The 20607-nt window shown below is 64.2% G+C and carries 13 protein-coding genes; 5 read left to right on the top strand and 8 right to left on the bottom strand.

Features of this window, described 5'->3' with window-relative positions; translation table 11 throughout:
- Positions 1 to 5: 5 nt before the first annotated feature.
- On the bottom strand, positions 6 to 2879 hold the full coding sequence (gene uvrA, locus AC6I9R_RS10780) for an excinuclease ABC subunit UvrA (RefSeq protein ID WP_461425577.1): 2874 nt from the start codon (positions 2877 to 2879) through the stop codon (positions 6 to 8).
- A 74-nt stretch (positions 2880 to 2953) separates the two neighbouring features.
- A complete protein-coding gene (locus AC6I9R_RS10775) occupies positions 2954 to 4060 on the bottom strand; it encodes an MFS transporter (RefSeq protein ID WP_461425576.1) in 1107 nt (368 codons plus the stop codon).
- Positions 4061 to 4223: 163 nt separating this feature from the next.
- Here AC6I9R_RS10775 and AC6I9R_RS10770 point away from each other — a divergent pair, with 163 nt between their 5' ends.
- A complete protein-coding gene (locus tag AC6I9R_RS10770; RefSeq protein ID WP_461425575.1) occupies positions 4224 to 8027 on the top strand; it encodes a vWA domain-containing protein in 3804 nt (1267 codons plus the stop codon).
- A gap of 172 nt (positions 8028 to 8199) precedes the next feature.
- Here the strand turns inward: AC6I9R_RS10770 and lpdA are convergent, their stop codons facing one another.
- From lpdA to AC6I9R_RS10745, 5 genes are all read right to left on the bottom strand, one after another.
- Positions 8200 to 9597: a dihydrolipoyl dehydrogenase gene (gene lpdA, locus AC6I9R_RS10765; protein ID WP_461425574.1), complete on the bottom strand. Its 1398-nt coding sequence runs from the start codon at positions 9595 to 9597 to the stop codon at positions 8200 to 8202.
- Between the two features lie 236 nt (positions 9598 to 9833).
- The gene (locus AC6I9R_RS10760; protein ID WP_461425573.1) at positions 9834 to 10403 is read right to left on the bottom strand and encodes a DUF924 family protein; all 570 of its coding nucleotides are present in this window, start codon (positions 10401 to 10403) and stop codon (positions 9834 to 9836) included.
- Positions 10400 to 11689, bottom strand: coding sequence for an MFS transporter (locus AC6I9R_RS10755; protein WP_461425572.1), 1290 nt, complete (start codon positions 11687 to 11689; stop codon positions 10400 to 10402). The genes AC6I9R_RS10760 and AC6I9R_RS10755 overlap by 4 nt, the downstream gene beginning before the upstream one ends.
- A gap of 65 nt (positions 11690 to 11754) precedes the next feature.
- Entirely contained in the window at positions 11755 to 12807 is a 1053-nt protein-coding gene (gene queA / locus AC6I9R_RS10750; protein ID WP_461425571.1) for a tRNA preQ1(34) S-adenosylmethionine ribosyltransferase-isomerase QueA, read from the bottom strand.
- Between the two features lie 8 nt (positions 12808 to 12815).
- The gene (locus AC6I9R_RS10745; RefSeq protein WP_461425570.1) at positions 12816 to 16094 is read right to left on the bottom strand and encodes a YhdP family protein; all 3279 of its coding nucleotides are present in this window, start codon (positions 16092 to 16094) and stop codon (positions 12816 to 12818) included.
- A 90-nt stretch (positions 16095 to 16184) separates the two neighbouring features.
- Between AC6I9R_RS10745 and AC6I9R_RS10740 the strand changes: the two genes are divergently transcribed.
- The 4 genes from AC6I9R_RS10740 (at position 16185) to AC6I9R_RS10725 (ending at position 19760) form a co-directional block, all read left to right on the top strand.
- Positions 16185 to 16646, top strand: coding sequence for a peroxiredoxin (locus AC6I9R_RS10740; RefSeq protein WP_461425569.1), 462 nt, complete (start codon positions 16185 to 16187; stop codon positions 16644 to 16646).
- 163 nt (positions 16647 to 16809) lie between these two features.
- Positions 16810 to 17625 (top strand): ferritin-like domain-containing protein, encoded by an 816-nt coding sequence (locus AC6I9R_RS10735; protein WP_461425568.1) that lies wholly within the window; start codon positions 16810 to 16812, stop codon positions 17623 to 17625.
- Between the two features lie 202 nt (positions 17626 to 17827).
- Complete coding sequence (locus AC6I9R_RS10730; RefSeq protein WP_461425567.1) at positions 17828 to 19165, top strand: DUF5930 domain-containing protein; 1338 nt, start codon at positions 17828 to 17830, stop codon at positions 19163 to 19165.
- Entirely contained in the window at positions 19155 to 19760 is a 606-nt protein-coding gene (locus tag AC6I9R_RS10725) for a bactofilin family protein (RefSeq protein WP_461425566.1), read from the top strand. The genes AC6I9R_RS10730 and AC6I9R_RS10725 overlap by 11 nt, the downstream gene beginning before the upstream one ends.
- Before the next feature lie 46 nt (positions 19761 to 19806).
- Here the strand turns inward: AC6I9R_RS10725 and AC6I9R_RS10720 are convergent, their stop codons facing one another.
- A complete protein-coding gene (locus tag AC6I9R_RS10720) occupies positions 19807 to 20604 on the bottom strand; it encodes a DUF2189 domain-containing protein (protein ID WP_461425565.1) in 798 nt (265 codons plus the stop codon).
- Positions 20605 to 20607: the final 3 nt, after the last annotated feature.

Here is a 20607-nt window from a genome sequence, read left to right as displayed (position 1 = left end):
ACCACCTATTCAGCGGCGTGCTTGCGCGCGTCCAGCATCGGGCCGAGGTAGCGCCCGGTATGGCTTTCGGCGATGGTCGCCACCTGCTCCGGCGTGCCCGTGGCCACGATTTGCCCGCCGCCGTCACCGCCTTCGGGGCCGATATCGATGATATGATCGGCGGTCTTGATGACATCCAGGTTGTGCTCAATCACCACGACAGAGTTCCCCTGATCCACCAATTCATGCAGCACTTCCAACAACTTACGAACGTCCTCAAAATGCAGACCCGTCGTCGGTTCATCCAGGATATAGAGCGTCCGCCCCGTCGATTGCTTCGCCAGCTCCTTCGACAGCTTCACCCGCTGCGCCTCGCCACCTGAGAGCGTCGTCGCCTGCTGGCCGACCTTGATATAACCCAAGCCAACCCGCATCAGCGCGTCCATCTTCGACCGGATCGAGGGCACCGCCTTGAAGAACTCCTGCGCGTCTTCCACGGTCATGTCCAGGACATCCGCAATGCTCTTGCCCTTGAACCGGATCTCCAGCGTTTCGCGGTTATACCGCTGGCCCTTGCAGGTCTCGCATTGGACATAAACGTCCGGCAAAAAGTGCATCTCGATCTTGATCAGCCCGTCGCCCTGACACGCCTCACAGCGCCCGCCCTTGACGTTGAAGCTGAACCGCCCCGGCTTGTAACCCCTTGCTTTCGCTTCAGGAAGTCCCGCGAACCAATCGCGGATCGGGGTAAACGCACCAGTATATGTCGCGGGGTTCGACCGCGGCGTGCGCCCAATCGCGCGCTGGTCGATGTCGATCACCTTGTCCAGATGCTCCAGCCCTTTGATCGTCTCGCAGGGCGCCGGCGTCTGCCGCGCGCCGTTCAGCTTCATCGAGGCCGTCTTGAACAGCGTCTCAATCGTCAGCGTCGACTTACCGCCCCCCGACACGCCGGTGACGCAGACAAACTGCCCCAACGGATACTCCGCCGTAACGTTTTGCAGGTTGTTACCCGTGGCCTTCACCACCGTCAGCTTCTTCTTGTTGCCCTTGCGCCGCTTGCCGGGGATGGCGATCTCGCGCCGCCCGGCCAGATAATCTCCGGTGATCGAGGCCGGGTTGGCGATCAGATCCGCGGGCGTGCCCTGCCCGACGATCTGCCCGCCATGCACCCCCGCGCCGGGGCCGATGTCGAACACATAATCCGCCTCGCGGATCGCCTCCTCATCGTGTTCCACGACGATCACCGTATTGCCCTGGTCGCGCAGGTTCTTCAGCGTCGTCAGCAGCCGGTCATTGTCACGCTGATGCAGGCCAATCGAGGGCTCGTCCAGCACATAAAGCACCCCCGTCAGACCGCTGCCGATCTGTGACGCGAGCCTGATCCGCTGCGCCTCCCCACCCGAAAGCGTGCCCGCGTTCCGGGACAGGGTAAGATACTGAAGTCCCACGTTATTCAAGAACCCCAGCCGCTCGCGGATCTCCTTCAGGATCGCGCGCGCGACTTCATTCTTCTGGTTGCTCAGGGCATCTGGCACCGTCTCCACCCAGGCCAAGGCCTCTGCAATCGACATCTGCACCACCTGGCCCACATGCAACAACGCATCGCGCGCCCCGATCTTCACCGCCAGCGCCTCTTCGCGCAGGCGATAGCCGCCGCAATCGCCGCAGGGGCGGTTGTTCTGGAATCGCTCGAATTCCTCGCGAATCCACGCAGAATCCGTCTCGCGATAGCGGCGTTCCATGTTGGGGATCACGCCCTCGAACGTCCGTTCAACCTGGTAAACGCGCCCGCCCTCATCATAGCGAAACTTGATCTCTTCCTCGCCTGAGCCGCGCAGGAACACCTGCTGGATGTCCTCGGACAGGTCCTTCCACTTGGTCTTCGCGTTGAACCCGTAATGCTTGGCAATCGCCTCAATCGTTTGCACGAAATACGGGCTTTTCCCTTTCCGCCACGGCGCAATCGCGCCGTCTTCCAGGGACAGCGCCTTGTCGGGAACCATCAGCCCTTCGTCGAAAAACAGCTCCATCCCAAGGCCGTCACACGACGGGCAGGCCCCGAACGGCGCGTTGAACGAGAACAAGCGCGGCTCAATCTCGGGGATGGTGAAGCCACTGACAGGACAGGCAAATTTCTCGGAGAAGGTGAAGCGCTCCGGCTCTTCCTCGTCCTTCACCGCCGTCTCTAAGATCGCAATCCCATCGGCCAAATCCAAAGCCGTGCGGAAGCTGTCGGCCAGACGCGTCTCGGCCCCTTCGCGCACAACGATGCGGTCGACAACCACGTCGATGTCATGGCGGAATTTCTTGTCGAGCGTCGGCGGCTCATCCAGTTCATAGAACTTCCCGTCCACCTTCACGCGCTGAAAACCCTGCTTGCGCAGCTCCAGGAATTCCTTGCGGTACTCGCCCTTCCGGTCGCGGATGATCGGGGCCAGCAGGTAGGCACGCGTCCCCTCCTCCATCGCCATCACACGGTCGACCATATCCTGGACCTGTTGCGCCTCAATCGGCTGCCCGGTGGTGGGTGAATAGGGCGTGCCCGCGCGCGCAAACAGCAGGCGGAGGTAGTCGTAAATTTCCGTCACCGTGCCGACGGTAGAGCGCGGGTTTTTCGACGTCGTCTTCTGCTCAATCGAGATCGCGGGCGACAGGCCGCTGATGTGATCGACGTCAGGTTTCTCCATCATATCAAGGAATTGGCGTGCGTAAGCCGATAGCGACTCAACATAGCGCCGCTGCCCCTCCGCATAGATCGTATCAAACGCCAAAGACGACTTGCCCGAGCCCGACAGCCCGGTAATCACCACCAGCTGATCGCGGGGAATGTCGACGTCGATATCCTTGAGGTTATGCTCGCGCGCGCCGCGCACCTCGATGTTCTTCAGCTCGGCCATGCCCGCCCCCGGTTAACACTTGCGCAATACATAGGCGGTAGCGTCTGAGTCTCCAACTGAAAAAGAGGAACAATTCAAGAACACGCAGCGCGGTAGGCCAGTCCAGTGACGGCTGCTGCCAAGATACAGACGATAATCGCCGTCGGCAGGTAGGCGCCCGCGCCCAAGGCGGCCAGCACAGGCGTGCCCGTAAACGTGCCGATGTTACCCAACTGCGCCAACGCGCCATTGGACAGCGCGCGGTCGTCGTCGGCCTCGTTCAGCCAGGGCACCGCGGCGAAACCTGCGCCCGCAACGATGCCGCTGAGGCCCATCGCGAAGATCAAGACGTAAGGGGCGGCCGCCCCCGCCACCATGGTGACGGCAAACAGCGCCGCCATCGAGGCGAAGGTCATCCAAACGAGCGTCCCGGGTGCGATCCACCGCGCCAGCACGCCCGCAAGGAACGACCCGGCAATGCTCGCCAGCGGCAGGATCGGCGCCAGCCACAGCGCGCCGAGGGCGGTGGGCAGGAAGGTGACGAGGGCCAGGAACAGCATCGCGTAGATGCCGTGGCCCAGACCCGGCGCAAAAAGGCGCGGCGTGGAATAGATCATCAGGTGATCCGACAGGCGCGGCAACGGGCGACGCGCGACGACAACGCCACTCGGCAACATCATCCAAAGTACCGCCAGCATCACCGCCGCAAACGCCGCGTGGCCGCCGTAGGCCGCGTGCAGGTTCTCGCCCATGACAAGCGCGGCGAAGGCGAAACCGACGCCGAAGAAGGTGGACCACAGACCCATCACCATGGCCCGGTGCCGGGGTGCCGCCAGCCGCGCCATCAGCGTCGGCACGGCCACCACCAAAACCAGATGGCCCGCCCCCTCGACGACACGAAGTGCCATAAACACTTGAAACGGCGGCAGAAATGCCTCCACCGCGCCGACGGTGGCCGAGGCCCCCAACGCCCAAAGGATCGCCCGGCGCGGCCCGAAGCTGGCGGTGATCCCGCCCGCCATGACGCCAAAAAGGATCCCCACCACCGCAACGCCCGAGACGGCGAAGGCCACGGGCCAACCGGGATAGACCTCGGCCAGGGTGGTCAGGGTCAGCGAGATCTTGGTGAACTGCATGCCCGCGATCAACCCGGTCAGGTAGAGGGCCGCGATCAGCGGCCAGGGGGTGCGGGCGTCCTGCATGCCGTCTGCTTCCGTTGTTTCGCCGGCCCCGTCAAGCGGGGGGCGCAAAAGGGGAAAACGGTGGAAATCCGACCCTTTGCGGATCGGATGGAACACGCTACCGTGTCTGCGGATGCCGGGTATTTTCCGGCCCGCTGCCATATTTTCTAGAACGGATGCCCCCATGCGCGCGTTTCTCCTCGCCCTGATCACCCTTATTTTGTTACCGCTTTCGGCTTTGGCCCAATCGGCGGACCGGCCCAACACGATTCTGGTGCTGGATGGATCGGGCTCGATGTGGGGGCAGATCGACGGGGTGAACAAGATCGTCATCGCGCGCGAAGTGATTGCCGAGATGCTGGCGGATATGGCCGACGACGTGTCGCTTGGCCTCACGGTTTACGGCCACCGTCAGCGCGGCAGCTGCACGGATATTGAGACGATTGTCGCCCCCGCCCCCGGCACCCAGGCGCGCATTTTGGAAGCCGTGAACGCCATTAACCCCCGTGGGCGTACACCAATGACGGACGCGGTCATCGCCGCCGCGCAGTCCCTGCGCTCCACCGAGGAAGCCGCCACCGTCATCCTCGTCTCCGACGGGATCGAGAACTGTAACCCAGACCCCTGCGCCATCGCCGCGGAACTCGAAGCCTCCGGCGTCGATTTCACCGCCCATGTCATCGGCTTCGACGTCGCCGCCGAGCCCGAGGCCCGCGCCCAGATGCAGTGCATCGCCGACAACACCGGCGGCCAGTTCCTGACCGCCGACAACGCCGCCGAGCTGAGCCAGGCGCTGGAACAGGTCGTCGCGGCCACCCCCACCCTGATGCGCTTGGAGGCGCAGGTGGAGCCCAACGGCGCGCTCGCCACCCGCCCGATCACCTGGCGCATCATCGGCGAGGCCAACACCATCATCGCCGACGGCCTGCCCGGCGCCAGCCTCGATTTCGCTTTCGACGCAGGCCTTTACACCATTCAGGCCACCCGCATGGAACCCTCGGGAGCGGTCACCTACCAGACCAACGTCGTGGTCGAACAGGACCGCTCGGACCTCATCATCGTGCGCATGCCCGCCATCGTCGAAACCAGCCCAGTCACCTTCACCGCCCGGGTAGAGCCCGACATGTCGGTCCCCGCCTCGCAGCTGTCCTGGACGCTCTTTGGCAGCACAAACACCACGCTTCTCGGCCCCGTCGTGGCGCCGGGTGGCAACGTCGCGCTTCTGCCCGGCGACTACCGCCTGGAGGTCGTGCGCGCCAACACCGGCACCACCCACGAGGCCAGCTTCACGGTCCAGCCCAACACCCCGCAAGAGGTCATCGTCCCCCTGCCCGCCCTTCTGGTCGACGTCGATTTCGTCGCTCGCATCGGCGACGTTGGTGGCGTGACGATCACCGATCCGGTGATCTGGGATGTCGAGCCGCTCAGCACCAACCCCGTCACCTCCAACCCCGCCACCTTCCAGATGTCCCGGGGCGCCTACCGCGTCACCGCCTATTGGACCGCCCAGGAAATCGAGCAATCCGTCGACTTCGTGATCGTCGATCAACCGCGCGAGATCATCGTCGTGTTCGACGAACCCATCCCCCAGGCCACCGTCACCGCGCCCGCAACCGCCGTCGCGGGCTCGACCATCGACGTCGGCTGGTCCGGCCCGGAAGAGCGCAATGACTTCATCGCCATCCGCGCGCCCGACAGCGAAGGCTTCCACCGCTTCGCCAATACCGCAGGCATTGACGACGGCAACCCCGTCCGCCTGCTGATGCCGACCTACCCCGGCACCTATGTGATCGAATATATCCGCAACGACGGCCGCGCGCCGCTCGCCTCGCAAACGATCGAGATCACGGAAGTCACCGCCACAATCACCGCGCCCGCCACCGCTGCCGCCGGTGACACCATCGAGGTCGGCTTTACCGGCCCCGAATACCGCAACGACTTCATCGCCGTGCGCGCGCCCGACAGCGAAGGCTTCCACCGCTTCGTCAACACTGTCGGCGTGGATCGCGGCAATCCCGCCCGCCTCGCGATGCCGTCCGAGCCCGGCACCTATGTGATCGAATACATCATCAGCCAGGACCGCCGCCCCTTGGCCTCCGCCACCATCGAGGTCACGGATGTCTCCGCCACGATCACCGCACCCGCCACGGCGTCTGCGGGCGAAACCATCGAGGTCGGCTTCACCGGGCCGGAATACCGCAACGACTTCATCGCCGTCCGCGCGCCGGACAGCGAAGGCTACCACCGCTTCGTCAACACGGTCGCGGCAGATCGCGGCAACCCCGCCCGCCTCGCCATGCCGACGGAGCCCGGCACCTACCTGATCGAATATATCGAGGCCCAGGACCGCACGCCGCTCGCCGTCTCACAGATCGAGATCACCGCCGTGGCTGCCACAATCACCGCGCCTTCCTCCGCCCCCGCTGGCACCACGATTGAGGTCGGATTTACGGGGCCTGAGTACAACAACGACTTCATCTCGGTCCGTGCGCCCGACAGCGAAGGCTATCACCGCTTCGAAAACACCATCGCGGTGGATCGCGGCAACCCGGCGCGGCTGCTGATGCCGACCGTGCCCGGCACCTACCTGATCGAATATATCGAGGCGCAGGATCGCACGCCGCTGGCCGCTTCGCAGATCACCGTCACCGAGGTCGCCGCCACGCTTACCGCACCCGCCACGGCCCAGGCCGGGGCGACGCTCGAAATCGGCTGGACCGGGCCGGATTACCCCAACGATTTCATCGCCATCCGCACGCCGGGCAGCGAAGGCTACCACCGCTTCGCCGAGACGGTGCGCACCAACCGGGGCAACCCCGCAGTGCTGCAAATGCCGGCAGAGCCCGGCGCTTACGTCATCGAATATATCGAGGGCCAGGACCGCACCGCGCTGGCCTCCGTGAACATCGAAGTGGGCGCTGTTGCTGCAACCCTCACCGCGCCCGCCAGCGCCGTGGCCGGGTCCACCATCGAGGTCGCCTGGACCGGCCCGGATTATCCCCGTGATTTCATCGGCATAGGCCGCGTCGGCGCCGAAGGCGGCGAACGGTGGGAGAATTATACCCGCACCGAGGAAGGCCCGATCCTGCAACTGGTCACACCGCCAGAGGCCGGCGAATACGTGATCCGTTACTTCATCGATCAGGACCGCGTGGCGATCGCCGAGCTGCCGATCTCGCTCACCGCCGCCGCCGCCTCCATCACCGCGCCCGCCACCGCCGTGGCCGGCTCTACCATCGAAGTCGGTTGGGCCGGGCCTGATTTCCCCCGTGATTTCATTGCCATAGGGCGCGTGGGTGCCACCGGTGGCGAACAGTGGGAGAATTATACCCGCACCGATGAGGGCTCGCCCCTCATGCTGCTGACGCCGCCCACGGCGGGCGAATATGTGATCCGCTATTTCGTGGATCAGGACCGCGTCGTGCAGGCCGAGGCCAACATCACGTTGACCGCGCCTGCAGCCACGATCACCGCGCCTGCCACGGCACCCGTCGGCTCCATGGTCGAGCTCGGCTGGACCGGCCCGGATTATCCCCGTGATTTCATCGGCATAGGCCGTGTCGGTGCCCCCGGCGGCGGCCAGTGGGAGAATTATACCCGCGCCGATGAAGGCTCTCCCCTGCAATTGCTGATGCCGGTCGAGCCCGGTGAATACGTGATCCGCTACTTCATCGGTCAGGACCGCGTGGCCATTGCCGAGGTGCCCATCGCCTTGACCGATGTCGCGGCCACCCTGACCGCCCCCCAAACGGTCGCGGCAGGCGGCTCGTTAGAGATCCAGTGGACAGGCCCCAACTACCCCCGCGATTTCATCGGCTTGGGGCGCGCAGGCGCCACCGGCGGCGGCCAGTGGGAAGTCTACGCCCGCACCTCCGACGGCAGCCCGCTGACCATCGAGGTCCCCGAGACGCCCGGCTCTTACGTGCTGCGCTATTTCCTGGACCAGGACCGCCGCGCCGTCGCAGAGCTGCCGATCACGGTGCAATAGGGCGCTGACAGGAAGGGCCCGGACGCCGCTTTCCGCCTGGCCCATCGAACCAAAAAAACGGGGCGTCACATCACAGTGGCGCCCCGTTTTTATTCTTCTACAATAACACGAAGATCGTGCGTTATCAGGCGCTTAACCCATGTGCTCAAGCTTGAGCAGGGGCATTCAGCGCTCAGATATGGATGACCCGGTCGTAGGCATCGAGCACTGATTCATGCATCATTTCCGACAAGGTGGGATGCGGGAAAACCGTCTCCATCAGGTCCTGCTCCGTCGTCTCCAATTTCTGGCCGACCACGTAGCCCTGGATCAGTTCCGTCACCTCCGCGCCGATCATATGGGCGCCCAGAAGCTCTCCGGTTTTCTCATCGAAAACGGTCTTGATCATGCCCTCGGCCTCCCCCAGGGCAATCGCCTTGCCGTTGCCGATGAACGGGAAGCGCCCGACCTTGACCTTATAACCCCGCTCCTTCGCCTTCGCTTCCGTGAGCCCCACGGAAGCGACCTGAGGATGACAATAGGTGCAGCCCGCGATGCTCTCGGGCTTGATCGGGTGGACGTTATTCTTGCCCGAGATCAGTTCGGCGACCATGACCCCCTCGTGCGACGCCTTATGCGCCAGCCAGGGCGCGCCCGCGATATCGCCGATGGCATAGAGCCCGTCCACACCGGTCCGACAGAACTCGTCGGTCACGACATGGGTGCGGTCGATCTTCACGCCAAGCGCCTCCAGCCCCAGGTTCTCGGTATTCCCGACGATGCCCACGGCAGAGATCACGGTGTCGAACTCATGTTTCTCCACCTTACCGTCCACCTCGATATGGGCGGTGACCTTATCGGCGGCCCGGTCGAGTTGCTTGACCATCGCCTTCTGCATGATCTTCATGCCCTGCTTCTCAAAGCTCTTCTTCGCAAAGGCCGAGATTTCCGCGTCCTCCACCGGCAGCACCCGGTCCATGACCTCGACCACGGTCGTGTCAGCGCCGAGCGTGTTGTAGAAGCTGGCAAACTCGATCCCGATGGCGCCAGAGCCGATCACCAGCAGCTTCTTCGGCATATGCGGCGGCGTCAGCGCCGCCTTGTAGGTCCACACGCGCTTGCCGTCGGCCTCCAGGCCCGGCAATTCGCGCGCCCGCGCACCGGTGGCGAGAATGATGTTCTTGGCGGTCAGCTCTTCGGAGCCCTTCTCGGTCTTGACGGAGACTTTGCCCTTGGCCGGGATCGTGGCCTCGCCCATGATCGTGGTGACCTTGTTCTTCTTCATCAGATGCGCCACGCCGCCCGAAAGCTGCTTGGCCACCTTGCGGGAGCGGTCGACAACCTTGTCGAGGTCATACCCAATGCCCTCGGCACTGAGCCCGAATTCCTTCGCCCGCTCCATCAGGTGGAAGACTTCGGAGGAGCGCAGCATCGCCTTGGTCGGGATACAGCCCCAGTTCAGGCAGATGCCGCCCATATGCTCGCGCTCGACAATGGCGACTTTCAGGCCCAACTGGCTGGCACGGATGGCCGCAACGTAGCCGCCAGGCCCCGCTCCGATTACGATGAGGTCGAAGTTTTGTGCGGCCATTTGGGTCTTCTCCGGGTCTGGGACGTCAGGAATTTCGCGTTTGTTCAGCGTTAAACCATTTCTCCAAACCGGACAATTGACGCTAGGTCGCAGGCCGGGTTGCGCTTGACGCATAGCTTGAGGCACGAAATGCATGGCGCGACGCCCGCCACCGGGCGCAGGAAGGCTTTTCCAAAAGCCTTACCAGAGCCTTGCAAGGCTCTGCACAAATCCCTTGCAAGGGATTTGGCCCAGGATCAGCTGGCCTCTTCCAGGGCCTGAAAGATCGCGCGGTAGCCGCCCCCATCGATAAACACCTGCTCTTCTGGGGTCATGTCCCGGCCCAGGGCTGCGTTGCGATAGGGGAAGCGGCCGAAACGCGCGATGATCTCGCGATGGGCGCGCGCGTGCAGCGCGTTGTTGCCCGTCGTCATGCGCGTGTCCATCAACTCGACGCCCCGGTTCTGGTGCGCCATGTCCTCGGAATGCATGAAGGGCATGTAGATGAACTGCCGCTCGGGTTCGGCAATCTCAAGGTCCCAGCCCTTAGACAGGCAGTCTTCCGTGACCTCCAGCGCCTTCGCATCCGTCGCGAAGGCCCGGGAATCTTCGCGGAACATGTTGCGCGGGAATTGATCGAGCAGGATCACCAGGGCCAAAGCGCCGGAGGCGTCCTGCGCCCAATCGGGCATCTGCCCGCTGTCTGCGGCGTGCCAGACCTCGCCGAACTGATCGCGGATCGCCTGGTCGAAGGCCGCATCCTGAACATACCACTTCTCGGGCCCGGCGGTCAGCCAGAACGTGACGACATCAGCGGGGTTGGTCATGGGCGCGCCTCTTCTTCCGTATCGCTCGCCATTTCTTCGGCGGCCTCGGCATAATACTCCTGCGCGGCTTCGACGGCCACAGGCGATGCCGTGCCCGGCATGATCGAGGCATAGGGCACCGCGTCGTAATCGTCTTCCTCGGTATAGGCAGAGGGGCGCTGGGTCATCCGGTAGATGCCGTAAACGGCCATCACGGCAAGCACGCCCGCAAGGAACAGCCAGAAGCCGGAGGGGCCGACATAAGCCATCATCAGGCCCATGATAGGCGGGCCAGAGATTGCGCCGATGCCGTTGACAAAGATCATGCCCCCCGAGGCCGCGGCCATGTCCTGGGGCTCCAGGTAGTCGTTGATATAGGCGATAATCAGCGCGTAAAGCGGCTGCGCCAGGCCGCCCGACAACATGGCGATGATCAGAAGTGCTATGTAATTGCCGCCCAGGAACATGCCCGCGATGGCCGTCACCGCGCCCAGAAGGGCCGCGCCGATGATCAGGATCCGGCGGTCCATGCGGTCCGACATCCAGCCGATGGGATATTGCAGGATGATCGCGCCCACAAAGATGGCGGACACAAACCCCGAGAGTTGTTGCAGGTTCAGCCCCGCGTCGGTCGCATAGACCGGTGCCATCGCAAACTGGCCCGCAAAGACCCCGCCCATCAACAGCATGGAGATCGAGGCAAAGGGCGAGGTGACATAGAGCTGCTTCAGTGACATCGACCGCGTCTCTTCAATCGCGGGGGTCGGCGTGGCCGAGAGCAGAATGGGCGCAAATGACAGCGAGACCAGGATCGAGGGGATGACAAACAGCATCCAGCCCGAGGGGTCACCCGCCGCCAGGATGCCCTGCGCCGCCACAAGGCCGAACATCTGCATCAGCATATAGGCCGAAAGCGACTGGCCCCGCGTCTCGTTGGTGGCGGAGTTGTTGAGCCACGACTCAGCGGTGACGTAGACGCCCGACAGCGAAAAGCCGATCCCGACCCGCAACAGCATCCAGACATAGGGGTCGGTGACGATAGGGTACGAGATGACGATCGCCGATATGAACGAGCCCAAGGCCGCGAAGACGCGGACGTGGCCCACGCGGGCGATGAACTTGGGCGCCAGGGAAGACCCGCCCAAAAAGCCAATGAAATAGGCCGATCCGATCAGCGACAGCTCGACCGTCGAAAAGCCCTCAATCGCGCCGCGAACGCCCATGAGAGAGCCCTGCAGACCGTTGCCGATCTGCAGAAGGAACATGCCCAGAAGAAGCGCCCAGGCGCTACGGATAACGATGATCATGACGCGCGCCTTTATGCTGGCAGGGATCTGCCCCAGCGCTAGCGCGGGGCGACGGGAGAGGTCTGTCAGGTTTGCGACGGAATTAGCAAAGACGCGTCGCCGTAGGAGAAAAAGCGATACTGATGCGCGATGGCATGGGCATATACCGCATCCATCCGCTCCTTGCCCATGAGGGCAGAGACCAGCATCAAAAGCGTGGACTTGGGCAGGTGAAAGTTGGTCATCAGGGCGTCGGTGATCTGCCACGTGTAGCCGGGGTAAATGAAGATCTCGGTCGTGCCCTCGAAGGCATGGATCTGTCCGTCTTTTGAGGCGCTTTCGATCAGTCGCAGGGCGGTGGTGCCAACGGGGATGATGCGCCCACCGGCGGCCTTGGTGGCGTTGATCTCGGCAGCGGCCTTTTCGCGAACCTCGCCCCATTCAGCGTGCATCTTGTGGGTGGTCACATCCTCGACAGTGACAGGCAGGAAGGTGCCCGCGCCGACGTGAAGCGTAACGAAGGTGATGTCGGCGCCGCGTTTTGTCAGCGCGTCCATCAGAGCTTCGTCAAAATGGAGGCTTGCGGTAGGGGCGGCTACGGCGCCCGCGCGCTTGGCCCAGATCGTCTGGTAATCATCACGGTCGCGCGCGTCCGGCGCGCGTTTGCCCGCAATATAGGGCGGCAGTGGCATCGCCCCGGCGGCATTGAGCGCGGCGTCGAAATCATCGCCTTTAAGGTTGAACGCCAGGCGCAGCCCTTCATCCATCACTTTAACATCAGCCTGCAACACATTGGAGAAAATGATTTTCTCTCCGACCTTCAACTTGCGCATCGGCTTGGCCAAGGCCGACCAGGTGCCATCGGCCTGCGGCTCCATCAGGGTCACTTCGATCTTCGCCGTCACCTCGCCCTGGGCGCTCATCCGTGTGCGCGTGCCCGTCAGGCGCGCCGGGATCACGCGGGTGTCGTTGAGCACAAGACGGTCCCCAGGCCGCAGCACCGAGGGTAGGTCCGCAACCGTCAGATCACGGGTCTGCGGCCCCTCTGCCACCAGCAAGCGCGCCGACGACCGGGGCCGCGCGGGGCGGGTCGCGATCAGGCCTTCGGGCAGGACGAAGTCGAAATCATTTAGTTTCACAGCACGCCCTATTGGCTGAAATCCGGCGGCGGGGCGCGGAAGATCTCGCGGAAGATACCGGGCGTCAGAATCGACAGGGGATTGACCGACACTCGCGTATCCTCGCTATCGCCAATGAGGCGGTAGTTGAAGCCGAAAAGCCCCTCGCGCCGGGGGGCGAAAAGCGCGCCGAAAAGCCCGTTGACGATGTAGAACGGAGAGACGACGCCCTGCATCTCATAGCGTTGGCTCGCGACATCATAGACGCCGTCCATCGAGAACCCCATGGAGGGGCCAACGGCGGTGCCCTCTTGCAGGGTGATCCGTTGCGGCGTGATCCGAAAGGCGGCGTTCACATCGCCAAGGTTGATGCCATCACCTGAGAGCTGTTCCAGCAGACCGACGACCGACATCAGGTTCAGCAATTCCGCCATGACCGAGGCATCGCGCAGGCGCGGCCCGTCGATGGTCAGCCGCCCGTCATATTGGCCGGCCTCGGGCCGCGCGGCAAGGATCAGATCGAACGCGCCGCCGTGCAGGTTCTCAAAGATATCAGCCGCGCGCAGCACCTCGCCGCCGTCACGCGATTGCAGGCGGACCGACGGCCCGTTGGCGCTCGGAACCAGCTGGCCGCTGACCTGCGCGCCACCGTTCACCAGCCCCCGAAACTCCCCCGACATGGTGGCGCCCTCAAGGTTTGCGCGCAGGTCCGTCAGCGAGATCCCTTCGGTAATCTGCATTGTATTCAAGCGGATATCGAGCGGGCCAATGTCGCCTGACCCACGGCCCCCGGTGCCGGTCAGCGACGGCATCGTGCGGAAATCGACCACGCCGCCGGTCACTTCAATGCTCGGCGCGGCGGTGCCCCGCCCCACCAGCCCGCCCTGCACATCCAGCCATTGCCCCAGCCGAAACCGCCCCGCCGAGAAGCGGTTGAGGAAACCATTGGCGGTGAACGTCACGGCACCGTCCAGCGACAGGCCCGCGCCTTCCAGCGTCAAGGAGCGCACCTCTGGACGGGGGCCAAGCGTAATCTCGGCGGCGAAATCGCCGGTGCGCGCGGCGGGCATCGACCAGGCGAGCGGCGGGATGGCCAGCGCGATACCATCGAGGTCAGACCGGATCTGCAGCCGCGCCGGGCTGTCGGTTTGCAGGAACACGGTCAGATCCGCCGCCCCCCGGCCCGAGATCAGCCATTCGGGCAGCGCCACGCCAAAGGTGTTCAGCGCCGCCCGGTCCAGGGTTGCGCGCGCTTCCACCAGGCTGCCCGCAGGCGCGTCGGGGTCCAGCAGAACGCTCCACTGCGCGGTCATCGGCACCCCGTCCAGCGCGGCAGGCCCGCCGACGGACAGCTGCTCGGGCGTCATCGTCACGGTGATCCGGTCCGAGGTCAGCACACGGCCTGGGACCAGCGCATCGGCGCGAAACCCCGTGGCCACACCCGTCGCTGTAATGTCGACGCCTTCCAACCCCTGCTGATCACCGCCCTCCATCAGGGGCGTGGTGATCGACACTTCGCCCACGATCCGGCCCTGCCCGATTTCTTCCGGGGCGTAGCCGCTGACGTCCAGAACCGCAAACGGCGGCCCGGCCAGCACGTGCATCAGATCGCTGACCTCGCCTTCCAGGTCGAGGTCAAACTGCGCCACGGGCACCGCCACCATCATGTCATCGATCCGCATCCAAGAGCCCGCCATCGACACCGCGCCCTGCCCCGGCACGCCAATCGAGCCGCCATCGAGTGCCACCGAGAAGCGTTCGTTCTGAAGCGCGAGGAACCCCGACGCCCCTAGAATCGGCGGTGCGTCGGGCAGGGCGATGATGTCGGCGTCGGTGAAATCGAACGATAGGTCCATCATCGGCGGCGCGCCGGGCGCGTGGCGCAGGGCGAAATCGACGCCATGGGCGGTGGCCGCAGGCAACCGCTCGTCCACCCACCAGCGGGTGTTGGGCAGCCCGTCCAGCGGCCAATAGGACAGCACCGTGGCGACATCCGCCTCCACCAGATGCGCATCCAGCGCCAGCGTCAGCCCCTCGGGCGCCGCGCGGATCCGCGCGCTAGCATTGGCCCGCAGATCATCGTCAAAAATCGCGGCTTGGCCGACCTCAATCAGAACCGCATCGCCCAGGCTCAACCGCAGATCCAGCGCGGCACCGTCCACCTCCAGCGGCGCGGCGAACATGCCATCCGGATGGGCGATGATATCGCGCAGGGCGAATTGCCCTGTGAAAACAGTGCCCTCGGGGCTGATATCCGCATGCCCCTCGGCCTGGAAGCTCAACTGCTCCGCCGCGATGCGCAGGGTCTCAAAACGGGCGCGACGGGTGTCGGGCGCATAAATGAGCCGCGCCTCCATGGCGGTAAACGGCAAGGCAGCGTCCTGGCCCGGCAGTGAGATTTCGCCCGCGCCAATCTCCAACGCTCCGCTCAGCGCACCAAGGCTGCCATCGTCGGCCATGGCAGCGCTCAACTGCCCGTCGATGGGCGCGCGCATCAGGTCAAGCCAGGCCAACGCGGGCGAGGCCGCCGCCAAATCGCGCGCGGCGAGCGTGTCGAAGACCATGCTCAGATCCGTCACCCCCCGCACCGCATCTCGTCGCATCGACAGGCTCAGGCGCGCATCACGGCTGCCTTCGAGCTGCCCGCCAATCACCAGATTGATCCGCCCGGCGTCGCGCGCCAGCCGCACCTCGGCGCTGTGCAGGCGGATATCACGGTCGGTCATGGCATCGGCCAGGGTGACCTGCATGTCGACGCCCAGAACCTCCTCCAGATGCGAGAACGCCGGGCGCGCGAACATCCGGTCCAAGAGCGCCAGGGTTTCAACCACCGTCCGCTCTGCCCCGTCCCCGGCTGACGCCCCGGCGAAATCGAGGTCCACCCGCCCATCGGCACCGCGCGTCATGTTCACGCCCGCGCCCGCCACGATGATCCGCTTGACCCGCATCTGACCGCGCAGCAGCGGGCCCGGCGCCATGCGCAATCGCAGCACCGGGAAGGCCGCGCGCACATCGCCCTGGGGCGTGGTCATCACCACATCGCGAAACTCAAGCGCCGGGGCCCGTCCGCCCTGGGGCAGGGCCAGCACCATGTCCCCCACCGCCACATCGCCCGCCGACATCGCGCTGTTGATCCGCGCCTCGATCCGGCTTTGCAGAGCATCCGGCACGCTCATCGGGGCAACAGACAGTCGCGCCCACAACGCCCCAAGGGGCAGGACGACCACAAAGACCACAATCGCCAGCACGGCGATCCCGCCGCGCCTGCGCCCGCGCCCGCGCCCGTTCTGTGCCTCACCCTCCGCCATGCGCGCCTTACTAGTTCCTCACTCTTTATTCTTCGCGCAAATCCCCTAGCTTGCAAACGCGAAACCGATTGATGCCCGAAAGGATTTCCCATGCTCGAGACCGGCCACCCCGCCCCCGACTTCACCCTGCCGCGTGACGGCGGCGGCACCCTGACGCTCTCGGCGCAGCGTCCCAAGGCCACAGTGCTGTTTTTCTACCCCAAAGATGACACGCCCGGCTGCACCAAAGAGGCCATCGCCTTCACCGGCCTGGAAGCCGCCTTCGCCGAGGCGAACACGGCCATCATCGGCATCTCCAAAGACACCGCCGCCAAGCACGACAAATTCATCACCAAGCACGACCTCTCGACCCCCCTGGTCTCCGACGCCGAAAGTGACATCTGCGAGCAATATGGCACCTGGGTGGAGAAAAACATGTACGGCAAGAAATACATGGGGATCGAACGTGCGACGTTCCTGATCGACGGCGAGGGCAAGATCGCGCAGATCTGGCGCAAAGTGAAAGTGCCGGGCCACGCGGAAGAGGTGCTGGAAGCCGCACGCGCCCTCTAGCGCGCTCCCCTTTCATCTTGCCAGAAAAACTCCCCCCGGAGGGCGCGCGGTCCCTTGGACCGCGCAGGAATTGGGGGCTGGCCCCCAATTCCCATTAAACAAAAACAATGCGGCGCAAGCCGCTCCATTTGACTAATCCCGCAGCGCAGGCCAAACGCCCTCCATGATCCCCCTCGCTCATATGGCCGACCAGGTGCTGCGCACCGCCGATGCCCGCGCAAAAACCGCCCTGTCGCGCACCTTCGCCGCCCAGTGGCAGGCCGCGCGTAGCGCCGGCGAAACGCCTGAAATCGGCACCGCCTCCCCGCCCGACGCGCCCGCGCGGCCCGACGCGCCGGCGCTTCTCGACCCCCGTGACGTGCCGCGCCGCAAGCCCGGCTCGCCCCAGGGGCGCATCGCAATCCTGCACGCGGTGGCCCACATCGAATTGAACGCCGTGGATCTCCATTGGGACCTGATCGCGCGGTTCAGCACCACGCCGTTTCCCCTCGGCTTCTTCGACGATTGGGTGCGCGCAGCGGACGAAGAATCCAAGCATTTCAACCTGATCGCCGATTGCCTGGAAGCCATGGGCTCCCACTACGGCGCCTTGCCCGCCCATGCGGGCATGTGGCGCGCGGCCGAGGATACCGCCGGTGATCTGATGGGCCGCCTCGCCGTCGTGCCGATGGTGCTGGAGGCGCGCGGCCTCGACGTCACCCCCGGCATGATCCGCATTTTCCAGAACGCCAAGGACGATCCGGCGGCGAAACAGGCCGTCGCCGCGATGGAGGTGATTTACGCCGAGGAAGTCCACCATGTCGCCTACGGCTCCAAATGGTTCCACTTCCTATGCGGGCGCCATGATCTGGACCCGAAGGAGGCGTTCCACACCCTCGTACAACGCTATTTCCACGGCCCCCTCAAGCCGCCCTTCAACGAAGAAAAACGCGCAGAAGCAGGCATTCCGCCTGATTTCTACTGGCCGCTGGCCGATTGAGCGCAGCTTCTGTTACAAGATCGACCGCCACAATCGGCGAATTTCCGCCGTCTTTGTGCGTTTTTTCGGTGCTTTTTAACGTGTTACCCATTAGGGTGTTGGCACAATGCGCAGTGTGGCTTATCCCCAAGCCTGCTGTGGCTGCCGCCTGGGACAAGCTGGCGACGCAGCAATAAACAAGGGGAAGCGAGGCGCAAATACAGTGACATCTCGGCTTTTTAGCCGCGTGAACGCGGCGTTGGAACGGCATTTGCCAGAGCAACGTCTCTTTCTAAAATCGGAAGTAGGCACGCGGTTTATCCGCCTGCGCCCGATTACGCAGGCCAGCATGATCTTGGGGTCCGCCGTTATGGTGGGCTGGACGGTTATCGTAACCTCCTTCTTCCTGATTGACTCTATTTCCGCAGGCAACGCCCGCGATCTGGCGGAACGCGAACAGGCCATGTACCAGGAGCGCCTGAACCTTCTGGCGCTCGAGCGGGATGCATACGCCGCCAATGCCAGCGCCGCCCAGGACCGCTTCGCGCTTGCGATGGACCAGGTCTCGGCGATGCAGACCCAGCTTCTGGACAGTGAAGAGCGCTCGCGCGAGTTGGAAATCGCCGTCGACGTCATCCAATCCACCCTGCGCCGCACCATCGACGAACGCGACGAAGCGCGTCTGGCCCAGGCCACCCTGCAATCCGAGCTTCAGGCCGACACCGGCACGCAACTGACCGCCGCCGAGCGCGAGCAAGAGCTTGAGACCACCCTCGCCTTCCTCAACCAGGCGCTGGAGCTGACCGCAGAAGAACGTGACACCGGCTACACCATGGTGGCCGAGGCCGAGGAAGAGATTAACCGCCTGAACTTTGAGGCCGCACTGACAGACGAACGCTCCAGCCGCGTGTTCCGCCAGTTGGAAGAGGCCGTCGCCATCTCGATGGAGCCGCTGGACGACATGTTCCGCGCCGCAGGCATGAACACCGATGATCTGATTGACGCCGTGCGCCGGGGCTATTCCGGCCAGGGTGGCCCGCTGACGCCGATCCTGTCGACCTCGGGCGAGCCTGCCGACGAAATCTCGATGCGCGCCAATGAGGTGCTTGAGGCGCTCGATCGCATCAACATGTACCGCATCGCCGCCGAGCGGATGCCCCTGGCCATGCCGGTGCGCGGCTCGTTCCGGACCACCTCGGGCTTCGGCCCCCGCGGCGATCCCTTCAACGGCTCGCGCCGGATGCACAACGGCGTCGACTTCGCAGGCGCTCGCGGCACGCAAATTGTTGCCGGTGGCAGCGGTATCGTGAGTTTCACTGGCCGCCAAAGCGGTTATGGCAATACAGTCGAGATTGAACACGCCAATGGGTTCATGACACGCTACGCCCATCTTTCGCGCATTCGTGTGAATGAGGGGCAAAGGGTCTCGCGCGGGGACCTGTTAGGTGATATGGGCTGCACGGGTCGGTGTACGGGCACACATTTGCACTACGAGGTGCATCGCAACGGGACGCCCGTCAATCCGATGACGTTCATAAGGGCAGGACGCAATGTTTTCTAAATCCAAGATCAATGAACCCGGAGCCAAAGCAGGCGGTACGTCTGATGGATCCGCCAGTGTTGGTTCGGCCACTGCGTCGGGCACACCTTCTGGAGACACCATGAATAAACCAAATACCTCTGCGGCCACCGGCGGCAAGACCAAGCCACAGCCCTCGATGCTGTCCACGGACCTGACGATTGTGGGCAACCTGCGCACAACCGGCGATATTCAGGTCGAAGGCACCGTGCAGGGCGACATCCGCGCGCATCTGCTGACGGTCGGCGAAAGCGCCAACATCGAAGGTGAGATCGTGGCCGACGACATCGTCGTCACAGGCCGCGTCGTGGGCCGGGTTCGCGGCCTGAAGGTCCGCCTGACCTCGACCGCGCGCGTGGAAGGCGACATCATCCACAAGACCATCGCGATCGAAAGCGGCGCTCACTTCGAAGGCTCCGTCCAGCGCGCCGAAGATCCGCTGTCCACCGGCGCCAACAATCCGGTCCCGACAGCGCGCACCCCGGTCTCCACCGGGGCGCCCTCTGCACCCGAGGCACCGTCCTCGGCGATCCCGCGCCCGGCAGCCGCCGGCCCCGCGCCGACCGCCAAGGACTGAACCAACTGACATTCCAAGGAAAAGCCGGGCGCCCTGCCCGGCTTTTTTATGCGCCGGGCCCGGTGACTGTTGCCAGGCGGTAGATGTGCCAGGTGGCATGTCCCAAAACCGGCAGCGCCACGAAAAGCCCCAAAAGCCCCGGCACCATCGCCAGAAACGTCAGCCCCGCAATCACCACACCCCAGGTCAGCATCACCGGCAAGTTCTGCTTCACGACCGAGATCGAGGTGATGATCGCCGTGACGAAGTCGACCTCCCGGTCCAGCAACAGCGGCAGCGACACCACCGTCAGCGAGAAGAGCACGAAGGCAAAGGCCGCCCCGAACGCCGTGCCGACCAATAGCATCAACACGCCCTCGGGCTGCAACAGATAGGCGTAAGAGCTGGTCACATTAGTCAGTGCCGAGGGGCCCAGGAACAGGGCAAACAGCATGTGGGCGAAGAACGACCAGAACAGGAAGTAGATGATCACCACCCAGGCCATCGACGGCAATTGCCGCAGGCGCTGCTGCCAGATCACGCCCAGAATATCATTGCGCGCCCAGGTCGTTTGCCCCGCCTCCAGACGACGCGAGACCTCATAGAGCCCTACGGCAAGGAACGGCCCCAGAAGCGGGAAGCCTACGGTGATCGGGATCGCCAACCACTCCTGATGGGTCACGAAAAGAAACAGGTACAAAAGCCAGCCCCCCACCACATAGACAGCCGCAAAGAACAGCCCCATCGCGGGCTTGCGCAGGAAATCCTTCAAGCCAAGGCGCAAAGCGGTGAAGATGTCACGCAGGTGGAGCTCTCGAATATCCGGCGCGCCCTCGCCGACGGGATGTACGGTGGTCTCTGACATGGT

This window comes from Gymnodinialimonas sp., from assembly GCF_059726805.1.
This window is presented reverse-complemented; position numbering and strand designations above follow the sequence as displayed.

Excerpts from the sequence above, each read along its gene's own strand:
- uvrA (WP_461425577.1), bottom strand. The coding sequence starts at position 2,879 with ATGGCCGAGCTGAAGAACATCGAGGTGCGCGGCGCGCGCGAGCATAAC.
- AC6I9R_RS10775 (WP_461425576.1), bottom strand. The coding sequence starts at position 4,060 with ATGCAGGACGCCCGCACCCCCTGGCCGCTGATCGCGGCCCTCTACCTG.
- AC6I9R_RS10770 (WP_461425575.1), top strand. The coding sequence starts at position 4,224 with ATGCGCGCGTTTCTCCTCGCCCTGATCACCCTTATTTTGTTACCGCTT.
- lpdA (WP_461425574.1), bottom strand. The coding sequence starts at position 9,597 with ATGGCCGCACAAAACTTCGACCTCATCGTAATCGGAGCGGGGCCTGGC.
- AC6I9R_RS10760 (WP_461425573.1), bottom strand. The coding sequence starts at position 10,403 with ATGACCAACCCCGCTGATGTCGTCACGTTCTGGCTGACCGCCGGGCCC.
- AC6I9R_RS10755 (WP_461425572.1), bottom strand. The coding sequence starts at position 11,689 with ATGATCATCGTTATCCGTAGCGCCTGGGCGCTTCTTCTGGGCATGTTC.
- AC6I9R_RS10745 (WP_461425570.1), bottom strand. The coding sequence starts at position 16,094 with ATGGCGGAGGGTGAGGCACAGAACGGGCGCGGGCGCGGGCGCAGGCGC.
- AC6I9R_RS10740 (WP_461425569.1), top strand. The coding sequence starts at position 16,185 with ATGCTCGAGACCGGCCACCCCGCCCCCGACTTCACCCTGCCGCGTGAC.
- AC6I9R_RS10735 (WP_461425568.1), top strand. The coding sequence starts at position 16,810 with ATGATCCCCCTCGCTCATATGGCCGACCAGGTGCTGCGCACCGCCGAT.
- AC6I9R_RS10725 (WP_461425566.1), top strand. The coding sequence starts at position 19,155 with ATGTTTTCTAAATCCAAGATCAATGAACCCGGAGCCAAAGCAGGCGGT.
- AC6I9R_RS10720 (WP_461425565.1), bottom strand. The coding sequence starts at position 20,604 with ATGTCAGAGACCACCGTACATCCCGTCGGCGAGGGCGCGCCGGATATT.